Source organism: Luteimonas terrae (genome assembly GCF_004358165.1).
GTDB classification, from domain to species: domain Bacteria; phylum Pseudomonadota; class Gammaproteobacteria; order Xanthomonadales; family Xanthomonadaceae; genus Luteimonas; species Luteimonas terrae.
The window spans coordinates 1-24,122 of record NZ_SMTG01000009.1; the positions used below are offsets into that span (position 1 = coordinate 1).

General features: G+C 69.9%; 23 protein-coding genes. 14 read left to right on the forward strand and 9 right to left on the reverse strand.

All coding sequences use genetic code 11. The features are described from left to right. The first annotated feature begins 214 nt into the window (after positions 1-214). Complete coding sequence (locus E2F49_RS15240; protein WP_133394686.1) at positions 215-664, forward strand: DUF192 domain-containing protein; 450 nt, start codon at positions 215-217, stop codon at positions 662-664. 45 nt (positions 665-709) lie between these two features. Then, positions 710-1,555, forward strand: coding sequence for a SirB1 family protein (locus E2F49_RS15245; RefSeq protein ID WP_133394687.1), 846 nt, complete (start codon positions 710-712; stop codon positions 1,553-1,555). A 13-nt stretch (positions 1,556-1,568) separates the two neighbouring features. On the opposite strand, the gene E2F49_RS15250 is transcribed toward E2F49_RS15245, so the two are convergent. Further along, positions 1,569-1,760 (reverse strand): rubredoxin, encoded by a 192-nt coding sequence (locus E2F49_RS15250; RefSeq protein WP_425481397.1) that lies wholly within the window; start codon positions 1,758-1,760, stop codon positions 1,569-1,571. Positions 1,761-1,833: 73 nt separating this feature from the next. On the opposite strand from E2F49_RS15250, the gene thiE reads away from it, so the two are divergent. From thiE to E2F49_RS15270, 4 genes are read left to right on the forward strand one after another with little or no spacing between them, the layout of a single operon-like run. Further along, positions 1,834-2,460, forward strand: a complete 627-nt coding sequence (gene thiE / locus E2F49_RS15255; RefSeq protein WP_133394688.1) for a thiamine phosphate synthase — start codon at positions 1,834-1,836, stop codon at positions 2,458-2,460. Positions 2,461-2,481: 21 nt separating this feature from the next. Then, positions 2,482-3,783, forward strand: coding sequence for a glutamate-1-semialdehyde 2,1-aminomutase (gene hemL / locus E2F49_RS15260; protein WP_133394689.1), 1,302 nt, complete (start codon positions 2,482-2,484; stop codon positions 3,781-3,783). After that, on the forward strand, positions 3,780-4,679 hold the full coding sequence (locus tag E2F49_RS15265; protein ID WP_133394690.1) for an ion transporter: 900 nt from the start codon (positions 3,780-3,782) through the stop codon (positions 4,677-4,679). Before hemL ends, E2F49_RS15265 begins: the two co-directional genes overlap by 4 nt. Beyond that, positions 4,676-5,293: an HAD-IA family hydrolase gene (locus tag E2F49_RS15270; protein ID WP_133394691.1), complete on the forward strand. Its 618-nt coding sequence runs from the start codon at positions 4,676-4,678 to the stop codon at positions 5,291-5,293. Before E2F49_RS15265 ends, E2F49_RS15270 begins: the two co-directional genes overlap by 4 nt. Here the strand turns inward: E2F49_RS15270 and E2F49_RS15275 are convergent. Further along, the gene (locus E2F49_RS15275) at positions 5,278-6,513 is read right to left on the reverse strand and encodes an acetylornithine transaminase (RefSeq protein WP_133394692.1); all 1,236 of its coding nucleotides are present in this window, start codon (positions 6,511-6,513) and stop codon (positions 5,278-5,280) included. The genes E2F49_RS15270 and E2F49_RS15275 overlap by 16 nt on opposite strands. Before the next feature lie 69 nt (positions 6,514-6,582). Then, positions 6,583-7,401, reverse strand: a complete 819-nt coding sequence (locus tag E2F49_RS15280) for an SDR family oxidoreductase (RefSeq protein ID WP_133394693.1) — start codon at positions 7,399-7,401, stop codon at positions 6,583-6,585. Between the two features lie 105 nt (positions 7,402-7,506). Here E2F49_RS15280 and E2F49_RS15285 point away from each other — a divergent pair, with 105 nt between their 5' ends. Further along, positions 7,507-8,238, forward strand: coding sequence for a hypothetical protein (locus tag E2F49_RS15285; protein WP_133394694.1), 732 nt, complete (start codon positions 7,507-7,509; stop codon positions 8,236-8,238). 62 nt (positions 8,239-8,300) lie between these two features. Here E2F49_RS15285 and E2F49_RS15290 read toward each other — a convergent pair whose 3' ends face one another. Continuing rightward, positions 8,301-8,978 (reverse strand): protein kinase family protein, encoded by a 678-nt coding sequence (locus E2F49_RS15290; RefSeq protein ID WP_133394695.1) that lies wholly within the window; start codon positions 8,976-8,978, stop codon positions 8,301-8,303. Between the two features lie 108 nt (positions 8,979-9,086). Here E2F49_RS15290 and E2F49_RS15295 point away from each other — a divergent pair, with 108 nt between their 5' ends. Continuing rightward, positions 9,087-11,108, forward strand: a complete 2,022-nt coding sequence (locus E2F49_RS15295) for a bifunctional DedA family/phosphatase PAP2 family protein (RefSeq protein ID WP_133394696.1) — start codon at positions 9,087-9,089, stop codon at positions 11,106-11,108. 60 nt (positions 11,109-11,168) lie between these two features. Here E2F49_RS15295 and E2F49_RS15300 read toward each other — a convergent pair whose 3' ends face one another. From E2F49_RS15300 to E2F49_RS15310, 3 genes are read right to left on the reverse strand one after another with little or no spacing between them, the layout of a single operon-like run. Next, on the reverse strand, positions 11,169-11,756 hold the full coding sequence (locus tag E2F49_RS15300) for an LON peptidase substrate-binding domain-containing protein (RefSeq protein WP_133394697.1): 588 nt from the start codon (positions 11,754-11,756) through the stop codon (positions 11,169-11,171). Between the two features lie 31 nt (positions 11,757-11,787). Continuing rightward, positions 11,788-13,146, reverse strand: coding sequence for a UDP-N-acetylmuramate:L-alanyl-gamma-D-glutamyl-meso-diaminopimelate ligase (mpl, locus tag E2F49_RS15305; RefSeq protein ID WP_425481399.1), 1,359 nt, complete (start codon positions 13,144-13,146; stop codon positions 11,788-11,790). Positions 13,147-13,200: 54 nt separating this feature from the next. After that, complete coding sequence (locus tag E2F49_RS15310; protein WP_133394698.1) at positions 13,201-13,779, reverse strand: adenylate kinase; 579 nt, start codon at positions 13,777-13,779, stop codon at positions 13,201-13,203. Positions 13,780-13,899: 120 nt separating this feature from the next. On the opposite strand from E2F49_RS15310, the gene E2F49_RS15315 reads away from it, so the two are divergent. From E2F49_RS15315 to E2F49_RS15330, 4 genes are all read left to right on the forward strand, one after another. Then, complete coding sequence (locus tag E2F49_RS15315) at positions 13,900-15,156, forward strand: 6-phosphofructokinase (RefSeq protein ID WP_133394699.1); 1,257 nt, start codon at positions 13,900-13,902, stop codon at positions 15,154-15,156. Positions 15,157-15,229: 73 nt separating this feature from the next. Further along, positions 15,230-16,042, forward strand: coding sequence for a bifunctional DNA-formamidopyrimidine glycosylase/DNA-(apurinic or apyrimidinic site) lyase (mutM, locus tag E2F49_RS15320; RefSeq protein ID WP_133394700.1), 813 nt, complete (start codon positions 15,230-15,232; stop codon positions 16,040-16,042). 61 nt (positions 16,043-16,103) lie between these two features. After that, positions 16,104-16,667 carry an ECF-type sigma factor gene (locus tag E2F49_RS15325; protein ID WP_133394701.1) on the forward strand — a complete coding sequence of 188 codons (564 nt, stop codon included), beginning with the start codon at positions 16,104-16,106 and terminating at the stop codon, positions 16,665-16,667. A 9-nt stretch (positions 16,668-16,676) separates the two neighbouring features. Further along, a complete protein-coding gene (locus E2F49_RS15330; protein WP_133394702.1) occupies positions 16,677-19,496 on the forward strand; it encodes a serine/threonine-protein kinase in 2,820 nt (939 codons plus the stop codon). A gap of 13 nt (positions 19,497-19,509) precedes the next feature. Here the strand turns inward: E2F49_RS15330 and E2F49_RS15335 are convergent, their stop codons facing one another. Continuing rightward, complete coding sequence (locus E2F49_RS15335; protein WP_055250245.1) at positions 19,510-20,133, reverse strand: thymidine kinase; 624 nt, start codon at positions 20,131-20,133, stop codon at positions 19,510-19,512. A 71-nt stretch (positions 20,134-20,204) separates the two neighbouring features. Here E2F49_RS15335 and E2F49_RS15340 point away from each other — a divergent pair, with 71 nt between their 5' ends. Further along, positions 20,205-22,181 carry a UvrD-helicase domain-containing protein gene (locus E2F49_RS15340; RefSeq protein ID WP_133394703.1) on the forward strand — a complete coding sequence of 659 codons (1,977 nt, stop codon included), beginning with the start codon at positions 20,205-20,207 and terminating at the stop codon, positions 22,179-22,181. A 40-nt stretch (positions 22,182-22,221) separates the two neighbouring features. Here the strand turns inward: E2F49_RS15340 and E2F49_RS15345 are convergent, their stop codons facing one another. Then, complete coding sequence (locus E2F49_RS15345; protein WP_133394704.1) at positions 22,222-22,869, reverse strand: YceH family protein; 648 nt, start codon at positions 22,867-22,869, stop codon at positions 22,222-22,224. A 120-nt stretch (positions 22,870-22,989) separates the two neighbouring features. Here E2F49_RS15345 and E2F49_RS15350 point away from each other — a divergent pair, with 120 nt between their 5' ends. Then, positions 22,990-23,910: a 5'-nucleotidase, lipoprotein e(P4) family gene (locus tag E2F49_RS15350; protein ID WP_133394705.1), complete on the forward strand. Its 921-nt coding sequence runs from the start codon at positions 22,990-22,992 to the stop codon at positions 23,908-23,910. Positions 23,911-24,122 lie beyond the last annotated feature (212 nt).

The following is a 24,122-nucleotide window of genomic DNA, read 5'->3' on the forward strand; positions in this document are numbered from 1 at the left end:
CACATCTTACCGCGACTTTCGAGTCTGTCAACACCGTGTGAAGCGTGTTTCGAACTCTGCCCCGTTCGAGCGCTGCGCCGAAGTGCAGCCCGTCAAGCGGGGCGCGAATTATGCATAGATGAAATCGGTTTGGGAACCCTGGATCGAAGATTTTTTTCTTGACGCTCGCAGGGCGCTCTTCGATGGTGCATGCACCCACTACGGACATCCTCCTATGCGCGCGTTCCGCCTCCTTCTGCTCTCTCTGCTTGCGTCCTTCCTGTTGCCCGCCTGCGCCAGCGGTGGCGACTGGGTGGAACTGGCCGGCAATCGATACAAGGTGGAAATTGCGGCCAGCGACGAGGCGCGCGCCCGCGGTCTGATGTTCCGCGACGTCCTAGAGGAAGGCCACGGCATGCTCTTCATCCACGACAGCGAAGCGCCGCAGGCGTACTGGATGAAGAACACGCGCATCGCACTCGACATCCTCTACTTCGACGACGCCCGCAAGCTCGTCTCGCAGCAGCGCGACGTGCCGCCGTGCTCGGGCGGCAACCGCTGCCCGTCGTATCCGAGCGACGCACCCGCACGCTATGTATTGGAACTCAATGCAGGCGAGGCGCAGCGCATCGGGCTGAAGGATGGCGAGACGCTGGTGTTCTCGCCTTCGATTCCCGCGCCCTGATGGAACGCGCTTGCGGGCATTCCGACGCGGGCGCAGGCTGATTCCATGCACACCCCACTGCAACTGCCCGAGTGGACGTCGCTGGCCGCGACAGCGGATGACGCACTCCCGCTGTTCGCCGGTACGTTGCTGATCGCACGCGACGAGTACCCGGCGCTGAATGCCGCACATCTCGATGCAGTGCTTCAGGGCCATGCCGACCACCTCCGCGTCGAGGTCGATGCGATCGAGCGCATGCCGCTGAAGATGCAGGCGATCAACCGGCATCTGTTCGAGGAAGTCGGTTACGCGGGCAACCACGACGCGTACTACGACCCGCGCAACAGCTATCTCAACGAAGTGATCGAGCGGCGTCTCGGCAATCCGATCGCACTGGCGACGGTGCAGATGGACGTCGCGCGTCGTCTGGGCGTGGCGCTGGACGGCATCTCGTTCCCCGGGCACTTCCTGGTGCGTCTGCCGGTGGGCGACGGCATGCTGGTCATGGACCCGTTCAATGCGGGCCGCCCGCTGGACCTCGAAGAGCTGCGCGCCCGGGTGGCGCCGCACATCGACGGCGGCGAAGCGGACGACGACACGCTGGCCCGCCTGCTGCGACCGGCGGGCACGCGCACGATGCTGATGCGCATGCTGCGCAACCTGCACGGCACCTATGCCGAGGCCGAGGACTGGATGCGGGCGGTCCGCTGCGCCGACCGGTTGCTGACGCTGGCGCCAGGTACGCCGGACGCACTACGCGATCGCGGGCTGGGCTATCTGGCGCTTGGCCACGTCGAAGGTGCGCGCGAGGATCTGGGGCATTACGTGCATCGGCATCCGGATGCGGCCGATGCGGAGGCGGTGCGCGAGCAACTGGTACGGATCGGCCTGACCCGCGACCGCGCGCACTAGCCCGGATGGCGCCTCAGAGCGCCATCATCTCGAAGTCGTCCTTGGTCACGCCGCAGTCCGGACAGGTCCAGGTATCGGGCACATCGGCCCAGCGCGTACCGGCCTCGATGCCCTCGTCCGGGATGCCGACCGCCTCGTCATAGATGAAACCGCAGACCACACACATCCAGGTCTGGTAGGCGCCCTGCGTCGTCGGAGTGTTCATCGGATAATGGTCGTGCGGCAGCGGAAGCGGGCCGCATTGTCCCATCGCGCCCTCCCCACCGGAACCCACGTCGATGAACGCCGCCCCGTCCGCCCCGCGCGGTCTGTATCTGCTCACGCCCGACGAACCCGACACCGCGCGCCTGCTGGCCCAGGTCGCCGCCGTCCTGCCGCACGCGACCTGGCTGCAGTACCGCAACAAGCGCGCCGACGCCGCGCTGCGTCGCACGCAGGTGCAGGCCCTGCTGCCACTGTGCCGCGCGACCGGCGTGCCGCTGCTGGTCAACGACGACTGGGCGCTGGCGGCCGAGCTCGGCGCCGACGGTGCGCACGTCGGCGAGGACGACGGTGCGCTGGTCGATGCCCGCGCTGCACTCGGCCCCGGCGCGATCCTCGGCGCGTCCTGCTACGACGACATCACGCTGGCGCAGCGCGCGGTCGAAGCCGGCGCGAGCTACGTCGCCTTCGGCGCGTTCTTTCCCTCGCCGACCAAGCCCGATGCGCGCGTGGCGCACAAGTCGCTGCTGCGCGAGGCCGCGCCGCTCGGCGTGCCGCGGGTGGCGATCGGCGGCATCACGCCGGAGAATGCCCGCCTGCTCGCGGCCGCGGGCGCCGATCTCGTGGCCGTCATCAGCGGCGTCTTCGCCGCCCGCCATCCGGCCGCCGCCGCGCAGGCCTATCGCGCCGCATTCGGCGCCTGACCCTTCTTCACCGGAGTTTCCATGGATACGTCCCGCTCGCATGCCCTGTTCGAACGCGCCCGCACCCTGCTGCCCGGCGGCGTGAATTCGCCGGTGCGCGCGTTCAAATCGGTGGGCGGCGAGCCGTTCTTCGTGCAGCGCGCGGACGGCCCCTACCTGTTCGACGTCGACGGCAACCGCTACATCGATTACGTAGGCTCGTGGGGACCGATGATCGTCGGCCACAACCATCCGAACGTGCGCCAGGCGGTCAAGCGCGTGCTCGGGGATGGCCTGTCGTTCGGCGCACCGACCGAAGCCGAGATCACGATGGCCGAGCGCATCACCGCGCTGGTGCCGTCGTGCGAGATGGTGCGCATGGTCAATTCCGGCACCGAGGCGACACTGTCGGCGATCCGTCTGGCGCGCGGCGCGACCGGCCGGCCGTGCATCGTCAAGTTCGAAGGCTGCTACCACGGCCACGGCGATTCGTTCCTGGTCAAGGCCGGCAGCGGCGCGTTGACCTTCGGCGTGCCGACCTCGCCGGGCGTGCCCAAGGTGTTGGCCGATCTCACGCTGACGCTGCCCTACAACGATTTCGAGGCGGCGACCGCGCTGTTCGAAACCTCCGGTGCCGACATCGCCGGCCTGATCATCGAGCCCGTCGTCGGCAACGCCAACTGCCTGCCGCCGCGCGAGGGCTACCTGCAACATCTGCGCGATCTGTGCACGCAGCACGGCGCACTGCTGATCTTCGACGAGGTGATGACCGGATTCCGCGTCGCGCTCGGTGGCGCGCAGGCACGCTACGGCGTGACGCCGGACATCAGCACCTTCGGCAAGATCATCGGCGGCGGCATGCCGGTCGGCGCCTACGGCGGTCGCCGCGAACTGATGGAGCAGATCGCGCCGGCCGGGCCGATCTACCAGGCCGGCACGTTGAGCGGCAATCCGGTGGCGATGGCGGCGGGTCTGGCGATGCTGGATCTGGTGTCGGCACCCGGCTTCCATGACGCGCTCGAAACGGCCTCGAACACGCTGTGCGACGGCTTGGAAGCCGCGGCGCGCGAGGCCGGCATTGCGTTCACCACGACGCGCGTCGGCGCGATGTTCGGCCTGTTCTTCACCGACCAGCCCTACGTCGACACCTACGCGCAGGCCGTTGCCTGCGACACCGCGGCCTTCAACCGCTTCTTCCACGCGATGCTCGCGCGTGGCGTGTTTCTCGCGCCGTCGGCGTTCGAGGCCGGCTTCATGTCCTCGGCGCACGATGCGTCGGTCATCGACGCCACCATTGCGGCTGCACGCGAGGCTTTCGCCGAACTGGCGGGCGCGCAGGGATGAGCGCGCGCAGGCCGGCACCGCCGGAGGTCGATCCGCAGGCCAGCGTGTTCGAACGCGACTTCCTGCCCGGCAGCCCCACCGGCCTGCGCAATCGTTTCTACCGGCTGCTGTTCCACCACGACACGCCGGCGGAGCGCAATTTCGATCTGGCGCTGATCGCCACGATCGTCGCCAGTGTGGTGATCGTGCTGCTCGACAGCGAGCCCTCGATCAAGGCGCGCTGGCATCAGGCCCTGCTCGTGGCCGAATGGGTGTTCACGATCCTGTTCACCATCGAGTACGGCCTGCGGCTGTGGGCCGTGCGCCGCCCGCTGCGCTATGCGACCAGCTTCTTCGGCGTGATCGATCTGCTGGCGATCCTGCCCAGTTACCTGTCGCTGCTCATCGCCGGCAGCCAGTACCTGCTGGTGATCCGCGTTCTGCGGCTGCTGCGGATCTTCCGCATCCTCAAGCTGGTGCAGTACTCCAGCGAAGCCGGTGTGCTGATCACGGCGCTGATGCGCAGCCGCCGCAAGATCGCGGTGTTCGTCTGCACCGTGGTGACGATCGTGATCATCTTTGGCGCCCTGATGTACGTCATCGAAGGGCCGGCGCACGGGTTCACCAGCATTCCGACCGGCATGTACTGGGCGGTGGTGACGATGGGCACGGTGGGATTCGGCGACATCTCGCCGGGCACGCCGGTCGGGCGCTTCATCACCTCCATCCTGATCCTCATCGGCTACAGCATCATCGCCGTGCCGACCGGCATCTATACCGCCGAACTGGCCAGCACCCTGCGGCCCAAGCGCCGCCAGGTGCGCTGCCCCGAGTGCGCGCTGACCGATCACGAGCAGGAAGCCTGGCACTGCCGGCGCTGCGGTCACAGCCTGCCGGCGGAGACGCGCGAAGGGTGACAGTGGCGCCGCTGCGGCTGGTGCTGTTCGACTTCGACGGCGTGCTGGCGCGCTATTCGCGGGCAACGCGCCTGCGCGCGTTGGCTGCGGCGACCGGCTGCAGCGCGACGCAGGCCGGCGCCGCGCTGTTCGGGTCCGGACTGGAGCGCGCTTACGACAGCGGTGCGCTCGATACGTCCGCCTATCTCGCGCGACTGGGTGATGGCCTGGGGTCGCCGATCGACGCCGCGACCTGGATCGACGCGCGGGTCGCCGCGACGCAGGCGGACACCGGCGCCATCGCGATGGTGCAGACGCTCGCGACACGGATGCCGATCGGCGTTCTCACCAACAACGGCCCGCTGATGCTGCACGCGATCCCACGCATCGTGCCAACGCTGTTCCCGGCGCTCGAAGGCCGCGTGCTGTGCAGCGGGGTGCTGGGCGTGCGTAAACCCCAGCGCGCGATCTTCGACCACGCGCTCACGCACTTCGGCGCGAACGCGCACGAGACGCTGTTCGTCGATGACCTGTTCGTCAACGTGCGGGGCGCCCGCGCCGCCGGCCTGCACGCCGACACGGTGGTCGACGCGCGTTCGATGCGGAAGGTGCTGCGACGTTACGCGCTGGCCTGAGCGCCGAGATGGTCGACCAGCGCCGCGCGCAGGCGCGCCAGACCTTCGGCGATGTCGGCATCGGCGATGTTGAGGGCCGGCACGAAGCGCAGCACGTCGGGACCGGCCTGCAGCATCAGCAGGCCATGGCGCGCGGCATGGTCGAGGATCGCACCGGCCTGGCCGGCGTGTTCGGCACGCAGCACGGCGCCGAGCATCAGGCCGCGACCGCGCACTTCGGAGAACAGGTCGAATTCGGCATCGAGCGCGGCCAGGCCATCGCGCAGCGCGCGTGACTGGCGCACGACGTTGGCGGCGATGTCCGGCGTCGCCAGCTTGCGCAGCGCGACGCGCGCGACCGCCGCGGCGAGCGGGTTGCCGCCGAACGTGGTGCCGTGATCGCCGAACTGCATGGCCTCGGCGACCTTGGGACCGGCCAGCAGGGCGCCGATCGGAAAGCCGCCGCCGAGCGCCTTGGCCAGCGTGACGATGTCGGGCACCACGCCGTCCTGCGGATGCGCGAACAGCGTGCCGGTGCGGCCCATGCCGCACTGGATCTCGTCGAGCACCAGCAGCGCGTCATGGCGATCGCACAGCGCACGCACGGCGGCGAGATAGCCGTCGGCGGCAGGCATCACCCCGCCTTCGCCCTGCACCGGCTCGAGCATCACCGCCGCGACATCGCCCGAGGCCATCGCGTCTTCGAGCTGGCCGATGTCATTGAAGTCGATGTAGCGGAACCCGCCGGGCAGCGGCTCGTAACCGGCCTGGTACTTGGGCTGCGCGGTCGCGGTGACCGCGGCCAGCGTGCGGCCGTGGAAGCTGCCGCGCGCGGTCACGATGACGCGGCGGTGGGGACCGCGGCCCTGCGCGGTCGCCCACTTGCGCACCAGTTTGATCGCGGTCTCGTTGGCCTCGGCGCCGGAGTTGCACAGGAACGCGCGCGTGGCGAAACCGCTGGCTTCGACCAGTTCGGCGACCAGGCGCAGCGGCGGCTCGCTGTAGAAGACGTTGCTGGTGTGCCAGAGCTTGCCGGCCTGTTCGACCAATGCGGCCACGAGGTCGGGATCGTTGTGGCCGAGGCCGCAGACCGCGATGCCCGACGACAGGTCGACGTATTCGCGGCCCTCGCTGTCCCACAGGCGTGCGCCGTCGCCGCGTTCGAGCACCAGCTCGCGCGGCCGGTAGACGGGCAACACGTGGCGCTGGGCGAGGGCGATGAGGTCGGCAGGCGTGGACATGGCGCGGAGTCGCTCGGAGCGTGGGGCTGGCGATTGTACGGTGCGGCCCCGGCGCGTCGTCGCGGCGCGTCAGTCGAGGAACAGGTCCGGCAGCAGCGGCTGCGACGGATCGATCGCGTAGGCGTCGAGCTCGGTGATGCCGGCTTCGGCGAGGACCTCGTCGTCGATCAGGAAACGGCCGTGGAAGCCGGCGGCGTCGCGCACGAGGATCGCGTGCGTGGCGTCGCCCATGATCGCCGGGCTGCGGCCGTTGCCGCGTTCGACGCCCGGAATCATGTTCAGCGCATCGGTGCCGATCAGCGTACGCGGCCACAGCGCATTGACCGCAACGCCCTGCGGGCCGAACTCGGCCGCCAGGCCGAGGGTGACGAAACTCATGCCCATCTTGGCCAGCGTGTACCCGGTATGCGGCGCCCACCATTTGGGGTCGAGCGACGGTGGCGGACACAGGGTCAGGATGTGCGGGTTCGGGGCCTTCAACAGGTGCGGCAGGCAGGCCTGTGCGCACAGGAAGCTGCCGCGGGCGTTGACCTCCTGCATCAGGTCGAAGCGCTTCATCGGCGTGTCGAGCGTGCCGCGCAGCCAGATCGCGCTGGCGTTGTTGACCAGGATGTCGATGCCGCCGAAGGCCTCGACCGTCGCGGCGACGGCGGCGCGGACCTGGTCTTCCTCACGGATGTCGCACTTGAGGGCCAGACCGCGGCCGCCAGCCGCCTCGACCGCGCGTGCGGCGCTGTGGATGGTGCCCGGAAGTTTGGGATTGGCGACATCCGACTTGGCCGCAATGGCGACATTGGCGCCGTCGCGCGCCGCACGCTCGGCGATCGCCAGGCCGATGCCGCGCGAGGCGCCGGTGATGAAGAGGGTCTTGCCGGCCAGCGTCGACATGCCGCGCGTTCCTTCGAAGAAGTCGTCGCCATTATGCGCGCGGGGTCCAAAACCCGTTCAGGCGACGGCGCGATACTGGCGTTTCTTCCGCAGCTGGACCTGCCGATGCGCCACGCCGCCCTTGCGCTGTTCGCCCTGTCGCTCGCCGCCTGCGATGCCGCGCCACCGCCTGCCACGCCCGCGGCGCTCGCGCCGGCCGCCACAGCGACGCCGGCGCAGCCGCCCGCCGATGCCCCGCCACCTGAGCAGGCACCCGATGACCTCGACGCCGCGGCCGATGGCGATCTGGTCGTCCGCGCCGATGCGGTCTGGCAGGGCGACGTGTCCGCCTGCCGCACGGGCCAGACGGATGTCGACGACTGCCTGGTGTCGACGATGCGTGCCGGCGGCGCGTCGCCCGATGCGCTGGCGGCGACGACACGTCTGATCGCGCTGGGCAATCCCGGCTACGTGAGTGCCTGGCGCGAGGTCGACGGTGTCGGCCATGCCGAGATCACCTATCCGTTCCGCGCCAACACCAACCAGGGCCTGTGGCTGGTGGACGCCGAGGGCCGCGCGGTGGACGTGGACGAGAACGTGCTGCCCGCCGGTGCGGCGCGCCTGCGCAGCGAGCTCAAGCCCTTCCTCGAGGCGCATCCCGATGCGATGCCGTTCCCGCCCGCGCGCGCGGTTGGCAGCGAAGCCGCACCCGACGGTGGCCTGCGCCTGCGCTTCGATGTGCCGATGCGCACCTGCCACGCCTGCGAGGACGTCGGCTTCCTGGAGCTGGGCTACGACTTCACCGCCGAGCGGCGTTATGAGGGACGCAGCGTGATCGCATTGCGCGAAGCGAAGTAGGCGCCAAGGCCGACGGGTTTGGCACCGGCGTACCCGCGAAAAAAAACATTCCCGCCTTTCGCTCAGGGCTTCGGCCCCTGCCCCTCGTTGTCTTCCCACTTGAGGATCTTCCGCGTCACGACGCGGTAGACCGGCTTGCCGGTGCGGAACCAGAGATCACGCAGCCACGAGGTGCGCTTGAGCACACGCTTCTCCACCGGCGTCAGCTCGGCGCGGCAGTACATGCGCTTGTGCTTGAGCAGGTGCCGCAGATCCTCGCGCGCCAGCAGGCGCATCCAGCGCGAGCGCGGATCGCCGCGCACGGCCAGCTGGAAATCGATGATCGCCGGGCGGCCGTCGTCGAGCACCAGCCAGTTGGCTTCCTTGGCCAGATCGTTGTGCGCGACGCCGCGCCGGTGCAGCCCCTGCAGCAGGCGCCGCGCGCGACGGAAGTACGCCAGATCGCCGTGCGGCGGACGCTGGTACATCGCCGCACCCGACATGTAGCTGCGGTCCAGTCGACGCCCGTCCCAGGCCAGCAGCTGCGGCACGTCCTGCATGCCGGCGACCGCATCGAGCCCGCGCGCCTCCCGTCTGGCCAGCCACCACGCCGGCAGGCGCAGCCACAGCGGCACGTGGCGCAGGTCGCGCCGCACGAACAGCATGCCGCGCGCATCGCGCATCAGCGAGATGCGACCGAAGCTGTCGGACTTGAGCGCCTGCGTTTCAGTGGCGGTATCGGTGGCGTGGTGATGGCGCATGCGGCGCATTGTACGGAGCGTCGCAGCGCACGGCCGTTCCTGAGCGCCGGCCTGCCGCCGTTACATCCCGCAACATTGGCGCCGGAAGGCCGCTGCCATAATGGAGGGATGCTCACCGACTTCTTCAACAGTCTCGTGACCTGGGTGGGCAACCACCCCGTCGCGGCCGGCATCGTGATCTTCCTCGTCGCGTTCTGCGACTCGGTGATCATCCTCGGCGCGATCGTGCCGGCATTGCCGATCCTGTTCGCGATCGGCGTGCTGATCGGACTGGGCGAGATCTCGGGCCCGTACGCGGTGGCCTGCGCGGCGATCGGCGCGATGGCCGGCGACGGCGTGAGCTACTGGGTGGGACGCCGCTGGGGCCACGGCCTGCGCAACGTCTGGCCGTTCAGCAAGTATCCGCAGCTGCTCGACCGCAGCGAGACGGTGTTCCGCCGCAATGCGATCAAGAGCATCCTCGTGGCGCGCTATGTCGGCCCGATCCGGCCGTTCGTGCCCGCGATTGCCGGCATCGCGCACATGCCGATGCGCCAGTACCTGCCGATCAGCGGCGCGGCCTGCCTGTCCTGGGGCGCGCTGTTCCTGGCGCCGGGCTGGCTGTTCGGCGCGTCCTACGATGCCGTGGCCGCGGTCGCCGACCGGCTGGCCCTGGTGCTCGGCGCCTTGCTGGTGGTGCTGGCGCTGGCCTGGGCCGTCGTCATCTACACCTACCGCTGGTTCGACGCGCACGCCAATTCGCTGCTTGCGCGACTGCTGGCGTGGTCGCGTGCGCACCCCACGCTCGGGCGGTACGCGATGGCGCTGGTCGACCCGAACCGGCCGGAGTCCGCCTCGCTGGCGATTCTCGCGGTCTGCCTGCTGGCCTTCGGCTGGGCCTGCTTCGCGCTGCTGGCGACGGTGATCATGCGCGGCGAGCCGCTGCTGATCGACCAGAGCGTGTTCCAGTTCATGTACGAGCTGCGCAATCCGCTGGCCGACCGCCTGATGGCGGGCCTGGCCTCGATCGGCGACGTGCACGTGCTGGGCCCGGCAGTCGCGCTGACGCTGGGCTGGCTGATCTGGCGCCGGCGCTGGCTGGGCGCGGCGCACTGGCTGGCCGCGCTCGCGTTCGGCATGGCGCTGACCGCGCTGCTCGGCGCGATGGTCGACATGCCGCGCCCGCCCACGGTGCACGGCGGCTTCGGCTTCCCGGCGGTCGAGATCACCATGTGCACCATCGTGTTCGGCTTCTTCGCGGTGCTGATCGCACGCGAGCTGCCGGGCCGCACGCGCGTGTGGCCGTATCTGGTGGCCGGCGTGATCGTGGCGGTGCTCGGTTTCGCCCGGCTGTACCTGGGCGCGCACTGGCTCAGCGACATCGTCGGCGGCGTGCTGCTGGGCAGCGTGTGGCTGCTGGTACTGGGCATCGCCTACCGCCGCCACGTCGAACGCTCGTTCTGGATGCGCCCGGTCGCGCTGATCTTCTACATCACCTTCGGCGTCGCGGCGCTGTGGCATGCGCCGCGTGCGGTGGACCCGCTGCTGGCGAAGTTCGCGCCCAAGCAGCCGCCGATCAGCCTGTCGGCCGACGCCTGGTGGGCCACGGACTGGACGCGCCTGCCCGGCCAGCTGCGCGAGCGCGATCCCGCCCATCGCTGGCCGCTGGACCTGCAGATCGCCGGTCCGCTGGCACCGCTGCAGACGCGTCTGGAAGCGCAGGGCTGGCAGGTGCAGCCGCAGGCGGACTGGATGCGCATGCTCAACCTGCTCGACGACGCGGTGCCCCAGGCCGAGCATCCGGTGCTGCCGGCGACGCTCGATGCGGTCGCCGAGACGCTGCTGATGCGTCGCGACAGCGGCGAGGATCTGGTCGAGGTGCTGCGCCTGTGGCGTGCGCCGGTCCAGCTCGACGACGGGTCCGAGCTGTGGGTCGGCACCAGCCAGTCGATGCGCTACACGCGGCCGTTCAACGCCTTCGGTCTGTGGCAGCCCCAGCCCGATGCGCACGGTGTGCACCGCGGCCTGCGCGAAGTGCTCGATGCGTTCCCCTCGCGCGAAGAGGTGCATCCGCAATCGGGCGTGCCGACCCTGCGCCTGCGAACCGCGGGCGCGGCGCCGGCTTCGGTGCAGGACACATCGCGTTCATAGGCGAGGCGGCGCAGTGTCGGAACGTGCGGCGACGGGTGCGCCTACACGACGGCGCGGCACTCAGTCCTCGATGTCGACCAGCCGCAGCAGCATCGCGAGCCGCTCGTCCGGGTCGTCCTCCTGCAGCAGCAGCTGACGGTCTGTCTGTTCGAGCGGCAGCAGTTCGGCCAGCCGCCAGCCCACCCACGCGGCATTGTCGAAATGCGGCTCGGGAAACGCCTGGTCGCCGCCGTCTATGCGCTCGAGGATCTTGCGCAGCACCACGCCCAGCAGGGCATGTTCGGGCTGCAGGTCGACGTCGGGATCGTCGGCGCACCAGTCCACGTCGGCGACGATCAGCCCGTTGTCGCGCACCCGCGTGCGGCGCACGTGGAAGCGCCGGGTGCCGCGCACGCGCAGCGCGAGGATGCCGTCGGCGCCGACGTCGAAATCCTCGATCACCGCCGCAGTGCCCACGCCGGCCGGTGTCGCGGGCGTGCCGGACTCCTCGCCGTCGAGGATCAGACTGATGCCGAAGCCGGTGCCACGGCGGCCGCACTCGCGGACCATGTCGAGATAGCGCGGTTCGAACACGCGCAGCCCCAGCGCGGCGCCGGGCACCAGCACCGTGCGCAGCGGGAACAACGGCAGGGACGCGTCTTCGGACATGCGGCCAGTCTACGCGGCGCGGCGTCGGCGCTCAGTCGCGCAGGCCGGCGGCGAAACGCCGCGGCGCGCCGTCGAAGCCGCCGTTGGACATGAAGACGACATGGTCGCCAGGGCGCGCGAGATCGCCGAGCGCGGCCAGCAGTGTGTCGACATCGGGCACGGCGCGCGAGTCGCCACGCACCGCGGCCACCACCGCGCCGGCGTCCCAGGCCAGCTCCGGGCGATGCAGGAACAGCACCGCGTCCGCCGCATCGAGCGACGGCGCCAGCGCATCGGCGTGCGCGCCCAGGCGCATCGAATTGCTGCGCGGCTCCATCGCCACGACGATGCGCGCCTGTCCGACCTTCGCCCGCAGGCCGGCCAGCGTGGTCGCGATCGCGGTCGGGTGATGGGCGAAGTCGTCGTAGACGGTGATCCCGCGCGCGTCGCCCAGCACTTCGAGCCGGCGCTTGACGCTGCGGAAACCGGCGAGCGCGGGCAACGCGGTGGCGATGTCGACACCGACCGCCGCGCAGGCCGCCAGCGCGGCCAGTCCGTTGAGCACGTTGTGGTCGCCCAGCAGCGGCCAGTCGACCGTACCGACGTGCGCGCCACCGCGCAGCACGTCGAACGCGCTGCCGTCGTCGCGGCGCTTGACCGCGCACCAATCGAACGCGGGATCGAAGCCGAAGCGCTCGACCGGCGTCCAGCAGCCCATCGCCAGCACCTCGTCCAGACGCGCGTCGTGGCCGTTGACCAGCAGCCGGCCGCGCGCCGGCACCGTGCGCACCAGATGGTGGAACTGGCGCTGGATCGCGGCCACGTCGGGGAAGATGTCGGCGTGGTCGTATTCGAGGTTGTTGAGGATCGCGACCAGCGGGCGGTAGTGCACGAACTTGCTGCGCTTGTCGAAGAACGCGGTGTCGTATTCGTCGGCTTCGACGACGAATTCGCGCCCGCTGCCGATGCGCGCCGACGCGCCGAAATCCTCCGCCACGCCGCCGATCAGAAAACCGGGCGCGCGGCCTGCGGCTTCGAGCAGGAACGACAGGATCGTCGTGGTCGTGGTCTTGCCGTGCGTGCCCGCGACCGCGAGCACGTCGCGGCCGGGCAGCACGTGGTCGCGCAGCCACTCGGCGCCCGAGGTGTAGGGCCGGCCGGCATCGAGCACGGCCTCGACCGCCGCATTGCCGCGCGAGAGCGCATTGCCGATCACGACATGATCGACGTCGGCGCCGATGTGCGCCGGGTCGTAGCCCTGGTGCAGGCCGATGCCCAGCGTCTCGAGCTGGGTCGACATCGGCGGGTACACCGCCTGGTCGCTGCCTTCGACGCGGTGGCCGAGTTCGCGCGCGAGCGCGGCGACGCCGCCCATGAAGGTGCCGGCGATACCCAGGATGTGCAGTTTCAAGCGCGGAATTCCTGCAGGACGACGCGGAAGATCGACAGCCGACGCGAGCCGCGATCAGGCCGCCGCCTGCTCCCGGCCGATCGCCTTGACGATGCGGGCGAATACTTCGTCGAGCGAGCCGACGCCATCGACGACGGTCAGCTGGTCGTGCTCGCGATAGAACGCGATCACCGGCGCGGTCTGCTGGTCGTACACGTTCAGGCGATGGCGCACCGATTCGGGGCTGTCGTCGGCGCGGCCTTCGGCCTGCGCACGGCCGGCGAGGCGCTCGATGATCTGTTCGTTGTCGACTTCCAGTTGCACGGCGGCATCGAACTGCACGCCCAGCTTCTTGAGCAGCGCATCGAGCGCGGCGGCCTGGGCGAGGTTGCGCGGATAGCCGTCTAGGATGAAGCCGGACTGCGTGTCCTCACGCGAGAAGCGGTCTTCGAGCATGCCCAGCAGGATCTCGTCGGACACCAGATCGCCGCGCGCCATGATGGTCTTGGCCTCCAGGCCCAGCGGCGTGCCGGCGGCGACTTCGGCGCGCAGCAGATCGCCGGTGGAGATGTGCGGCACCTGCAGATGGTCCTTCAACCGCGCTGCCTGCGTGCCTTTGCCCGAACCGGGTGCACCGAGAAGAACCAAACGCATCGAACGCTCCTGCAACTGTGGGGGGCCGTACCCGCGCGCGCGTACACTCGGCACACACGGCGGCGGACAGCCGCGCCAGCTTACCGTATCCCGCCCAGCCCCATCGAAAGGACACGCGTCATGGCCTCCGGCACCCTGCTCTACGCCCAGTCCGGCGGCGTCACCGCCGTCATCAACGCCACCGCCTCGGCGGTGCTGCAGGAGGCGCGCAGCCGGCGCGTCAAGGTGCTCGCGGCGCGCAACGGCATCCTCGGCGCGCTGCGCGAGGATCTGGTCGACGCGTCGAAGATTCCGCTGGCGACGGTGCGCGCGCTCGCGCACACGCCGGGCGGGGCGTTCGGCTCGTGCCGCTACAAGCTCAAGTCGGTCGAGGCCGACCGCGCGAAGTACGAACGCCTGATCGAGGTGCTGCGCGCGCACGACGTGCGCTGGTTCCTCTACAACGGCGGCAACGATTCGGCCGACACCGCGCTCAAGGTCTCGCAGCTGGCACAGGAGTTCGACTACCCGCTGACCTGCATCGGCGTGCCCAAGACCATCGACAACGATCTGGCAGTGACCGACTGCTGCCCGGGTTTCGGCTCGGCGGCGAAATACACCGCGGTGTCGGTGCGCGAAGCGGCACTCGATGTCGCGGCGATGGCCGACACCTCGACCAAGGTCTTCGTCTACGAGGCCATGGGCCGCCATGCGGGCTGGCTGGCCGCCGCCGCGGGGCTCGCCGGGCAGGGTCCGGACGACGCGCCGCAGATCATCCTGTTCCCCGAGCGCGACTACGACGAGGCCGCGTTCCTTGCGCAGGTCAAGCGCGTCGTCGAACGCGTGGGTTGGTGCGTCGTCGTGGCCAGCGAAGGCATCCGCGACAAGGACGGGCGCTTCGTTGCCGATGCCGGCGGCGGCCAGGACGCGTTCGGGCACACGCAGCTCGGCGGCGTGGCCTCGCATCTGGCCGGCCGGGTCAAGGACACGCTGGGCTACAAGGTCCACTGGACGCTGCCCGACTATCTGCAGCGCTCGGCGCGGCACGTCGCCTCGAAGACCGATGTCGACCAGGCGATGGCCGTCGGCCGCGCGGCGGTGCAGTTCGCCCTCGCCGGCCACAACGCGACGATGCCCACGATCAGGCGCATGTCCGACGCGCCGTATCGCTGGACGATCGAGGCCGCGCCGCTGGAGCGTGTGGCCAACCACGAGAAGACCATGCCCGCCGGCTTCATCCGTCGTGACGGCTTCGGCATCACCGCGGCCGCGCGCCGGTATCTGGAACCGCTGATCCGGGGCGAGGCACCGCCGCCCTACGGCCGCGACGGGTTGCCGAAGTACGTGACGATCGATCTGCCTGCGATCGGCAAGCGTCTGCCCGGTTGGAACGGCTGATCGAAGGACGACGCCGCGACCGGCGTTCAGCCGCACGGATTGAATCCGCGCGGCGACGCCCGATCTAGAGCGCATGCCCGAACTGCCCGAAGTCGAGACCACCCGCGCCGGACTGGCGCCGCACGTGCTCGGCCGCACGATCCACCACGTGCTGCTGCGCCGGCCCGACCTGCGCTGGCCGATTCCGGCCGAAGTGCCCGACCTGCTGCCCGGCCGTCGCATCGAGGCGATCCGGCGCCGCGCGAAGTATCTGCTGCTCGACACCGACGCCGGCAGCGCGCTGCTGCATCTGGGCATGTCCGGCAGCCTGCGCGTGCTGGCGCCGGACGTGCCGGTGCGTGCGCACGACCACGTCGACATGACGCTCGATTCAGGACAGGTGTTGCGGTTCAACGATCCGCGCCGGTTCGGCTGCCTGCTGTGGCAGGCACCGGGCACGACCCACGACCTGCTGCGCGATCTGGGCCCCGAGCCGCTCGACGACGCCTTCGACGGCGACCATCTGTTCTTCGCCAGTCGCGGGCGACGGGCGCCGATCAAGACCTTCCTGATGGACCAGCGCACCGTCGTCGGGGTGGGCAACATCTACGCCGCCGAGGCGCTGTTCGCCGCCGGCATCTCGCCGCTGCGCGAGGCGGGCCGCGTCTCCCGCGCGCGCTACGCCCGGCTGGCCGACGAAGTGAAGCGGATCCTGGCCTATGCGATCGGCCGGGGCGGCACGACCTTGCGCGACTTCATCAGCCCCGACGGCGCGCCGGGCTACTTCGAACAGGAACTCTCGGCCTACGGCCGTGGCGGCCAGCCCTGCCCGGCCTGCGGGACCGCGCTCCGGCAGGCGTCGGTGGGCCAGCGCGCGACAGTCTGGTGCCCGCGCTGCCAGCGCTGAGCCGCCTCCGCCCGCGCGCCGGATAAGCGCTATAGTCGCCGCGCGGATCGAGGGCGGTGGCATGACCGAAGGGGCCGAGATCACCCAGTGGCTGGACGCTGCGCGCGGCGGCGATCGCGACGCGCTCGATCGGGTGCTCGCCACGCTCTACCAGGAGCTCCACCAGATGGCACGGCGCCAGCTCGCCGGCCAGCACGGGCAGACGCTCGATGCGACCGCACTGGTGCACGAGGCCTATCTCAAATTGATCGGCCGCCACGAGGCACAGTTCGACGATCGCGCCCATTTCTTCGCCTATGCCGCCTCGGCCATGCGCAGCGTGGTCGTCGACTACGCGCGCCAGCGTCTGGCGCAGAAACGCGGCGGTGACCTGCACCGCGTGACCGAGCTGCCGGAGAACATCGAGAGCGGCCTCAAGCTCGACGAGGACACACTGGCGCTGGACATCGCGCTGACGCGGTTGGCCGCGGTCGACACGAAACTGGCGCAGGTCGTGGAGCTGCGTTACTTCGCCGGCCTGTCCGAGCTGGAGATCGCCGCGCTGCTGGACCGTTCCGAACGCAGCATCCGACGCGACTGGCAGAAGGCGCGGATGTACCTGCTGGCGTCCTTGCGGGAAGACTGAGTCACCGCGATGGACGGCGCGCGCTGGCAGCGGCTGTCTCCGGCCCTCGACGCCCTGCTCGAACTGGACGCCGAAGCACGCGCCGCCGCACTCGCAGCCCATCGACGCGAGGACCCGGCACTCGCCGATGAACTCGAAGCGCTGCTGGCGCTGGAGGCCGACCGCGACGATTTCCTCGCCGAGCCGATCGTGTCCACGCTCGGCGGCGTGCTGCCGGGCCACCATGTCGGCCCCTACGCACTGGAACGGCTGCTCGGCGAAGGCGGCATGGGCCAGGTCTGGCTGGCGCGCCGCGCGGACGGACTGTACGAGCGTCGGGTCGCACTGAAGCTGCTGCGTCCGGGGCTCGCCGACCCGGGCCTGCGCCTGCGCTTCACCCGCGAGCGCCAGATCCTCGCGCGGCTCGAACATCCGCACATCGCGCGCCTGCTCGACGCGGGCATCAGCGCCGACCAGCAGCCCTATCTCGCGCTCGACTACATCGACGGCGAACCGGTCACCGACTGGTGCCGCCGACACCGGCCGGGCGTGTCCGAACGCGTGCGGCTGTTCCTGCAGGTCTGCGATGCGGTCAGCCACGCGCACACCAATCTGATCGTGCATCGCGATCTCAAGCCGTCGAACATCCTGGTCACCACGCTCGACGACATCCGCCTGCTCGATTTCGGCATCGCCAAACTGCTCGATACCGCCGGCCACGCGCCCGAGCAGACCCGCACCGGCGTGCGCACCTTCACCCTGCACTACGCCGCGCCCGAGCAGATCCGCGGCGAGCCAGTGACCACGCTCACCGATGTCTATTCGCTGGGCGTGGTGCTGTACGAGCTGCTTGCAGGCCGCAAGCCCTACCAGCCGTCCCATCCCAGCGACGCGCAGTGGGAACAGGCGATTCTCGATACCGATCCACCGCGCCCGTCGCTGGCCCTGCAACGCGCGCAGGACGACGGGCTCGACCCCGTGCAGCGGCGGCGCATGGCGCGCGCGATTGCCGGCGACCTCGACACCATCGTGCTGCGCGCGCTCGCCAAGCTGCCGGCGCATCGCTATCCCTCGGTCGAAGCGCTGGCGCTTGACCTGCGCCGCTGGAGCGAGGGCAAGCCGATCCTCGCGCGGCCGCAGCATCTGGGGTATCGCGTCGCCAAGTATCTGCGGCGGCATCGCTGGGCCGTGTCCAGCGCGGCGGGTGTGGCGCTGACCCTGGTGGCGTCGATGGTCGCGGTGACGTGGCAGGCGAACCAGGCGATCGAGGAATCGGCACGCGCGCAGGCGATGCAGGACTTCGTGGTGAGCCTGTTCGAGCAGGCCGGCACCTCCGTCGGTGGCGCGCCGCTGGACGTGCGGCAGCTGCTCGATGCCGGCGTGCAACGCGGCGATGCGGAACTGGCCTACCAGCCAGCCGCCCGCGCCGAACTCTACGGCGTGATCGCACGCCTGCGCCTGGGGCTGGGCGACTACGAGCCGGCGCTGGCCCTGCTCGAGCGCCAGTCGCTGATCCTGCGCGCGCTCGACAATCCACCGGCCAGCCTGCGTCTGCAGTCGGCCAGCGATCACGGACGCACGCTGCGGCTGCTCGGCCGGCAACACGACGCGATCGACTGGATGCAACCGCTGCAGCCCCTGGCGCTGCAGCGCGAACAGGTATTGCCGCGCCTGGCCGCCGAGCTGTACACGCAACTGGGCCGCGCGCGCCGCGACGTCGGCGAGCTCGAAGCGGCCGGCCTGCTGTTCAAGCGCGCGCTGGTGCTGCGACGCGACGGCCCGGTGCCCGACGAAGCCGGCACGGTCGAGAGCATGGCCGACCTTGCCTCGCTGCACAGCGCGGCCGGCCGGATCCCGCAGGCCCTCGCCGGCACGGATGCCGCGCTGCAACGCCTGCACGCACGCCTCGATGCGCGCCATCCGCTCGCGATCGAACTGCTTCGCACCCGGTGCGCGCTGCTCCGCGTCGAAGGTCGCACGCGGATCGCCGAGCAGAGCTGCCGTGACGCCCTGGCGCTCGCGCTCGAACTGCACGGCGCCCGGCATCCCATGACGCTGGATGCGCGGCGCCAGCTCGCCGCGCTGCACGTCGACCAGGGCCGCTTCGCCGAAGCCGATGCCGAATTCCGAGACGCCCTGGGCTGGACCGTCGCGCGCCTCGGCCCGCGGCATCCCGACGTCGCGCGCATCCACAACAGCATGGGCATCGTGGCCTGGGAACGCGGCGACGAAACCGCGGCGCTGACGGAGCTCGCGCGCACGGTCGACATCTGGCGACAGACCAGCCCGTCGAGCATGCTCGCCGACGGCCTGTTCAACTACGCGATGGTGCTGCACGCCACAGGCCGCGATGCCGAGGCGCGGCCGTTGCTGGAAGAGGCGCTGGCCCTGCGCCGCACGCGCTACGGACCTCGACACGGGCTGATCGGCGACACGCTGCGCATGCTCGGCGAAGTGGAGCACGCGCTGGCCCCCGGCAGCGGGACTGCGCATCTGCAGCAGGCCGCACAACTGACGCGCGACGCCTACGGCCCGGACCATCCCAACGCCCTGCGCGCCGCGCTGTCGCGCGATCGCATCGGCGCCGACGGCGGCGATGCGCAGGCGCTGGTGGCACTCGATCGGCTGGCCCGCATCCCGCCCGACGACGGGGAGCTGCGCAAGATCGCCTGGCTGGCCCGTGCCCACGCCGCCGCGGCCCGCTGTGACGGCGCAGGCGCCACGCGTGCACGCGCCGAGCTGACGGCGCTGGCCGCGCAACTGCGCGAGGCCTTGCCCGAAGGCGGCGCGATCCGCCGCGAAGTCGATGCCGCGCAGCAGCGCTGCGGCGCGCTGCTGGCGCAACGCTAGAACGTCCGGGCGATCAACCCAGCGGCAGCGGCGGCTGCACCGGCTCGATGCGACCCTCGCCACGCGCGATGCGCTTGAACTCCGCGCGACTCACCGACACGTAGCGCTCGTTGCCGCCGATCTCGACCTGTGGCCCGTCCTGCACGGCGTAGCCGTTGTCGTCGACGCGCACGGTCATCGTCGCCTTCTTGCCGGTGTGGCAGATCGTCTTGATCTCGCTGAGCTCGTCCGCCCACGCCAGCAGGTGCTGGCTGCCCTCGAACAGATCGCCACGGAAATCGGTGCGCAGCCCGTAGCAGAGCACTGGAATGCGCAGCGCGTCGACGACTTCCGACAGCTGCCACACCTGCGCCCGCGACAGGAACTGCGCCTCGTCGACCAGCACGCAATGCAGGCCACCCTCGCCCTCGACCAGCCCGCGGATGCAGGCCAGCAGATCGTCGCTGCCGCCGAACGCGATCGCATCGGCCGACAAGCCGATGCGCGACGCGACGCGCCCCACCCCGGCCCGATGGTCGAGTCGCGGTGTCAGGATCGCCACCCGCATCCCGCGCTCGCGGTAGTTGTGCGCGCTCTGCAGCAGCGTCGTGGTCTTTCCGGCGTTCATCGCCGAGTAGTAGAAGTACAGCTTGGCCATCGGGGAATTCTAGCGCCGGGCCGGCGGGTCCCGGCCGGTACAATGGCGGTCGCTGAACGCCGCTTCCGACGATGCACGGTCTCAACCCCCAACAAGCTGCCGCCCTGGGCCATATCGAAGGCCCGCTGCTGGTGCTCGCCGGTGCGGGCAGCGGCAAGACGCGCGTGATCGTCGAGAAGATCGCGCACCTGATCCAGTCGGGGCGCTATCCGGCCAAGCGGATCGCGGCGATCACCTTCACCAACAAGTCGGCCAAGGAAATGCGCGAGCGCATTGCCAAGCGACTGCGTGGCGATGCGGCGGACGGGCTGACGATCTGCACCTTCCATGCGCTCGGTCTGAAGATGCTGCAGATCGATCACGCCAAGCTCGGGCTGCGGCGCGGCTTCTCGATCTTCGATGCCGATGATGCGGCCTCCCAGATCAAGGATCTGCTGCCGGGCGTCAAGCCGGACATGATCCAGCTGCTGCAGGGACTGGTGTCGAAAGCGAAGAACGCCGGTCTGTCGCCGGCGCAGGCGCACGACGTCGCGATCAGCGCGCGCGAGTTCGAGGCCGCCGCGTTGTACGCGCGCTACCAGGAACGCCTGACTGCGTTCAACGCGGTCGATTTCGACGATCTGATCCGCCTGCCGGTGCAGCTGCTCGAATCCGACGAGGACGCCCGCAACGCCTGGCGCGAACGCATCGGCTATCTGCTGGTCGACGAGTGCCAGGACACCAACGATGCGCAGTACCGCCTGCTCAAGGCGATCGCCGGCCCGAAGGGCAACTTCACCTGCGTGGGCGACGACGACCAGAGCATCTACGCCTGGCGTGGTGCGAACCCCGAGAACCTGACCGCGCTCGGGACCGACTACCCCACCCTGCGCATCGTCAAGCTGGAGCAGAACTACCGCTGCAGCAACCGCGTGCTGCGTGCGGCCAATGCGCTGATCGCCAACAATCCGCACGAGCATCCCAAGACGTTGTGGAGCGCGCAGGCCGATGGTGAGCGCATCCGCATCTGGGAATGCCGCGACAGCGGTCACGAGGCGGAAAAGGTCGCCGGGGAGATCCAGTTCCTGCAGTCCTCGCGCAATGTGGAATGGAGCGAGTTCTGCATCCTGTTCCGCAGCAACCATCTGTCGCGCCCGCTGGAAAAGGCGCTGCAACTGCTGCGCGTGCCGTATCACCTGAGTGGCGGCACCGCGTTTCTCGACCGCGGCGAGGTCAAGGACGCGATGTCCTGGCTGCGCGTGCTGGCCAATCCCGAGGACGACTCGGCGTTCCTGCGCGCGGTGCAGTCACCGGCGCGCGGCGTCGGCCAGACTTCGCTGGCGCGCCTGTCGGAACTGGCACGCGAAGCCGAAGTGCCGATGTCGCAGGCGATCGAATCGATGGGCCTGCTCAAGCAGCTGCCGCCGCGCGCGGCGAATGCGCTGAGCGAGTTCGGCGACATCGTGCACGGCCTGCGCAACGACGCGCGGCAGATGGCGCCGGGTGAGCTGGTGCGCACCCTCAACGAGCGATCGGGGCTGATCGCGATGCTCAAGTCGCAGTGCAAGAGCGAGGAGCTGTTCCGCATCCGCTGCGGCAACCTCAACGAACTGGCCGACTGGTTCGAAGGTGCACGCGGCACGGCGCCCGGCGAACTGGCGTCGCAGCTCGCATTGCTGAGCCACGCCGACAAGAGCGAGCCGGGCAATCAGGTGCGGCTGATGAGCATGCACGCGGCCAAGGGGTTGGAGTTCCGCTACGTCTTCATCATCGGCATGGACGACAGCACGCTGCCGCACGAGTCGAGCATCGACGAGGGGCGCATCGACGAGGAGCGGCGGCTGCTCTACGTGGGGATCACCCGCGCGAAGGAGCAGCTGTGGCTCAGCCATCCGCGCGAGACCCAGCGCTGGGGGCAGAAGCTGCGCCTGACGCCGAGCCGGTTCTTCGACGAACTGCCGGCGGCGGAGATCCAGCGCGACGGCGCCGACCCCGTCGCCGACGCGGCGCGCAAGCGCGAGCGTGCCGATCACGGGTTCGCGGCGATCAGGGCCCTGCTGGACAGCTGAGCCATCGCGCGTGGGGTACGTGCGCGCCCCGCACGTCGGCTCAGCCCGGTAGACGGGCCGCCAGTGCGTCCAGCGCCTCGCGCAACGCGGCCACTTCGGCCTCCAGCGCTTCGACGCGCGCGACCCACGCGGCGTCGCCCGCCGACTCGCGCCCGCCGGCCGCAGACGCGGCGATCGCGTCGACGTCCACCGGCCCGCACAGCAGATGCGCGTACCGGTCTTCGCGACGGCCCGCCGACGGGGGAATCCGCACGACCAGCGCCTTGCCCGCCAGACGCTCCAGGTGGTGACGCGCGTCCTCGGCATCGGCGAACGCGTGCAGGCGCTCGCTGCGCGTCACCAGCTCGCCGACCGTCTGCGCGCCGCGCAGCATCAGCAACGCCAGCAGCACGACCTGCGGCTGGGGCACGTCGAGTGCGGTGCCGAGCAGGTGCTCGTGGCGCTCGGCACGCGAGGAGAACGACTGCCGCGCGAAGCGATGCGTCTCCAGCTGGCGCAGCGCATGCTGCACATCGCCGAACGAGACCGACATCACCGGCTCGCGCGCGGTCTTCTGGTTGGCGGCCGATTGCGCGGCATTGACGGTCAGCGGGTAGACGTCGGGCGTGGTGGCCTGCTTCTCGACCAGGCAGCCCAGCACGCGCGCTTCGACCGGTGTGAGCCGCGGCCAGCGGTTCGGATCGTCCATCGTGCTGTGCTCCGGTCTCGAAAACGGGGCGACAGGATGCCGCCCGCACGCCCGCCTGTCATGTCCGGCGCGGAACGGCCCGTTAAACTCGCGTGTTCACACGTTGACCCCGGACCCGACATGCGACTGACCGCACCTGCCCTGTCCCTGCTCGCGAGCGCCCTGCTGCTCGCGGCCTGCAAGCCCACGACGCCGCCCGAAGCCCCTGCCAGCGCCGAGGCTCCGGCTGCGCCGGCCGCATCGCAGACGCCCGCCGCATCCGACCCCAGCGACAACCTCAACGCGGTGCTGTGGATCCAGCGTTCGGAGGAATACAAGGCCAACAGCCTGTCGCTCTTCCGCGCTGCGGCCGACCATCTCGACGCCGCCCTCGCCGAGAAGAACTGGGACGCACTGGTCCCCGAGGAGCGCGAACTGATCGGCGACGCCACGGCGCTGCCGCCGGCGGTGATCATGGATATCGACGAGACCGTGCTCGACAACTCGCCCTACCAGGCGCGGCTGGTGCAGAACGGCTTGGCCTACGACGAAGTCACCTGGGCGCAGTGGGTGGCCGAGAAGAAGGCCAAGCCGGTGCCGGGCGTGCTCGAGTTCGCGAAAGCTGCCGAGGCCAAGGGCGTCACGATCATCTACCTCTCCAACCGCGCGCAACACCTGCAGGACGCGACCATCGAGAACCTGCGCGCCGAAGGCCTGCCGGTGAAGGACGAAAGCGTGTTCCTGGGCTTGGGCACGTTCGTGGAGAACTGCGAACAGCACGGCACCGAGAAGACCTGCCGCCGGCGTCTGGCCGGCCGCGATTACCGCGTCCTGATGCAGTTCGGCGACCAGCTGGGCGACTTCGTCGACATCGTCGCCAATACCCCCGACGCCCGTGGCGCACTGCTCGAACAGTACGGCGACTGGTTCGGCGAGCGCTGGTGGATGCTCGCCAACCCCAGCTATGGCGGCTGGGAACCGGCCCAGTTCAACAACGACTGGGCCCAGCCCGAAGACGCACGCCGCGCAGCGAAACGTCAGGCGCTCCACCTCGCTGATTAATGATATCAATCACTTGAATCACATTATTTCAAGTGTTGCATCAGGTGTGCGCCCGGGTTAGCCTGCGCCGGCCACACCACTGTCCTCCGGCTTCGCCGGTTTGAAGGGAGACCCCAGGGTCTCCTTTTTTTTGGGTGCGACCTGGGTCGCAGAACCGCGCAATCTAGGGTCGACCCTAGGGTGTGCGGTCGCGGCACGACGCCTACCCTCGA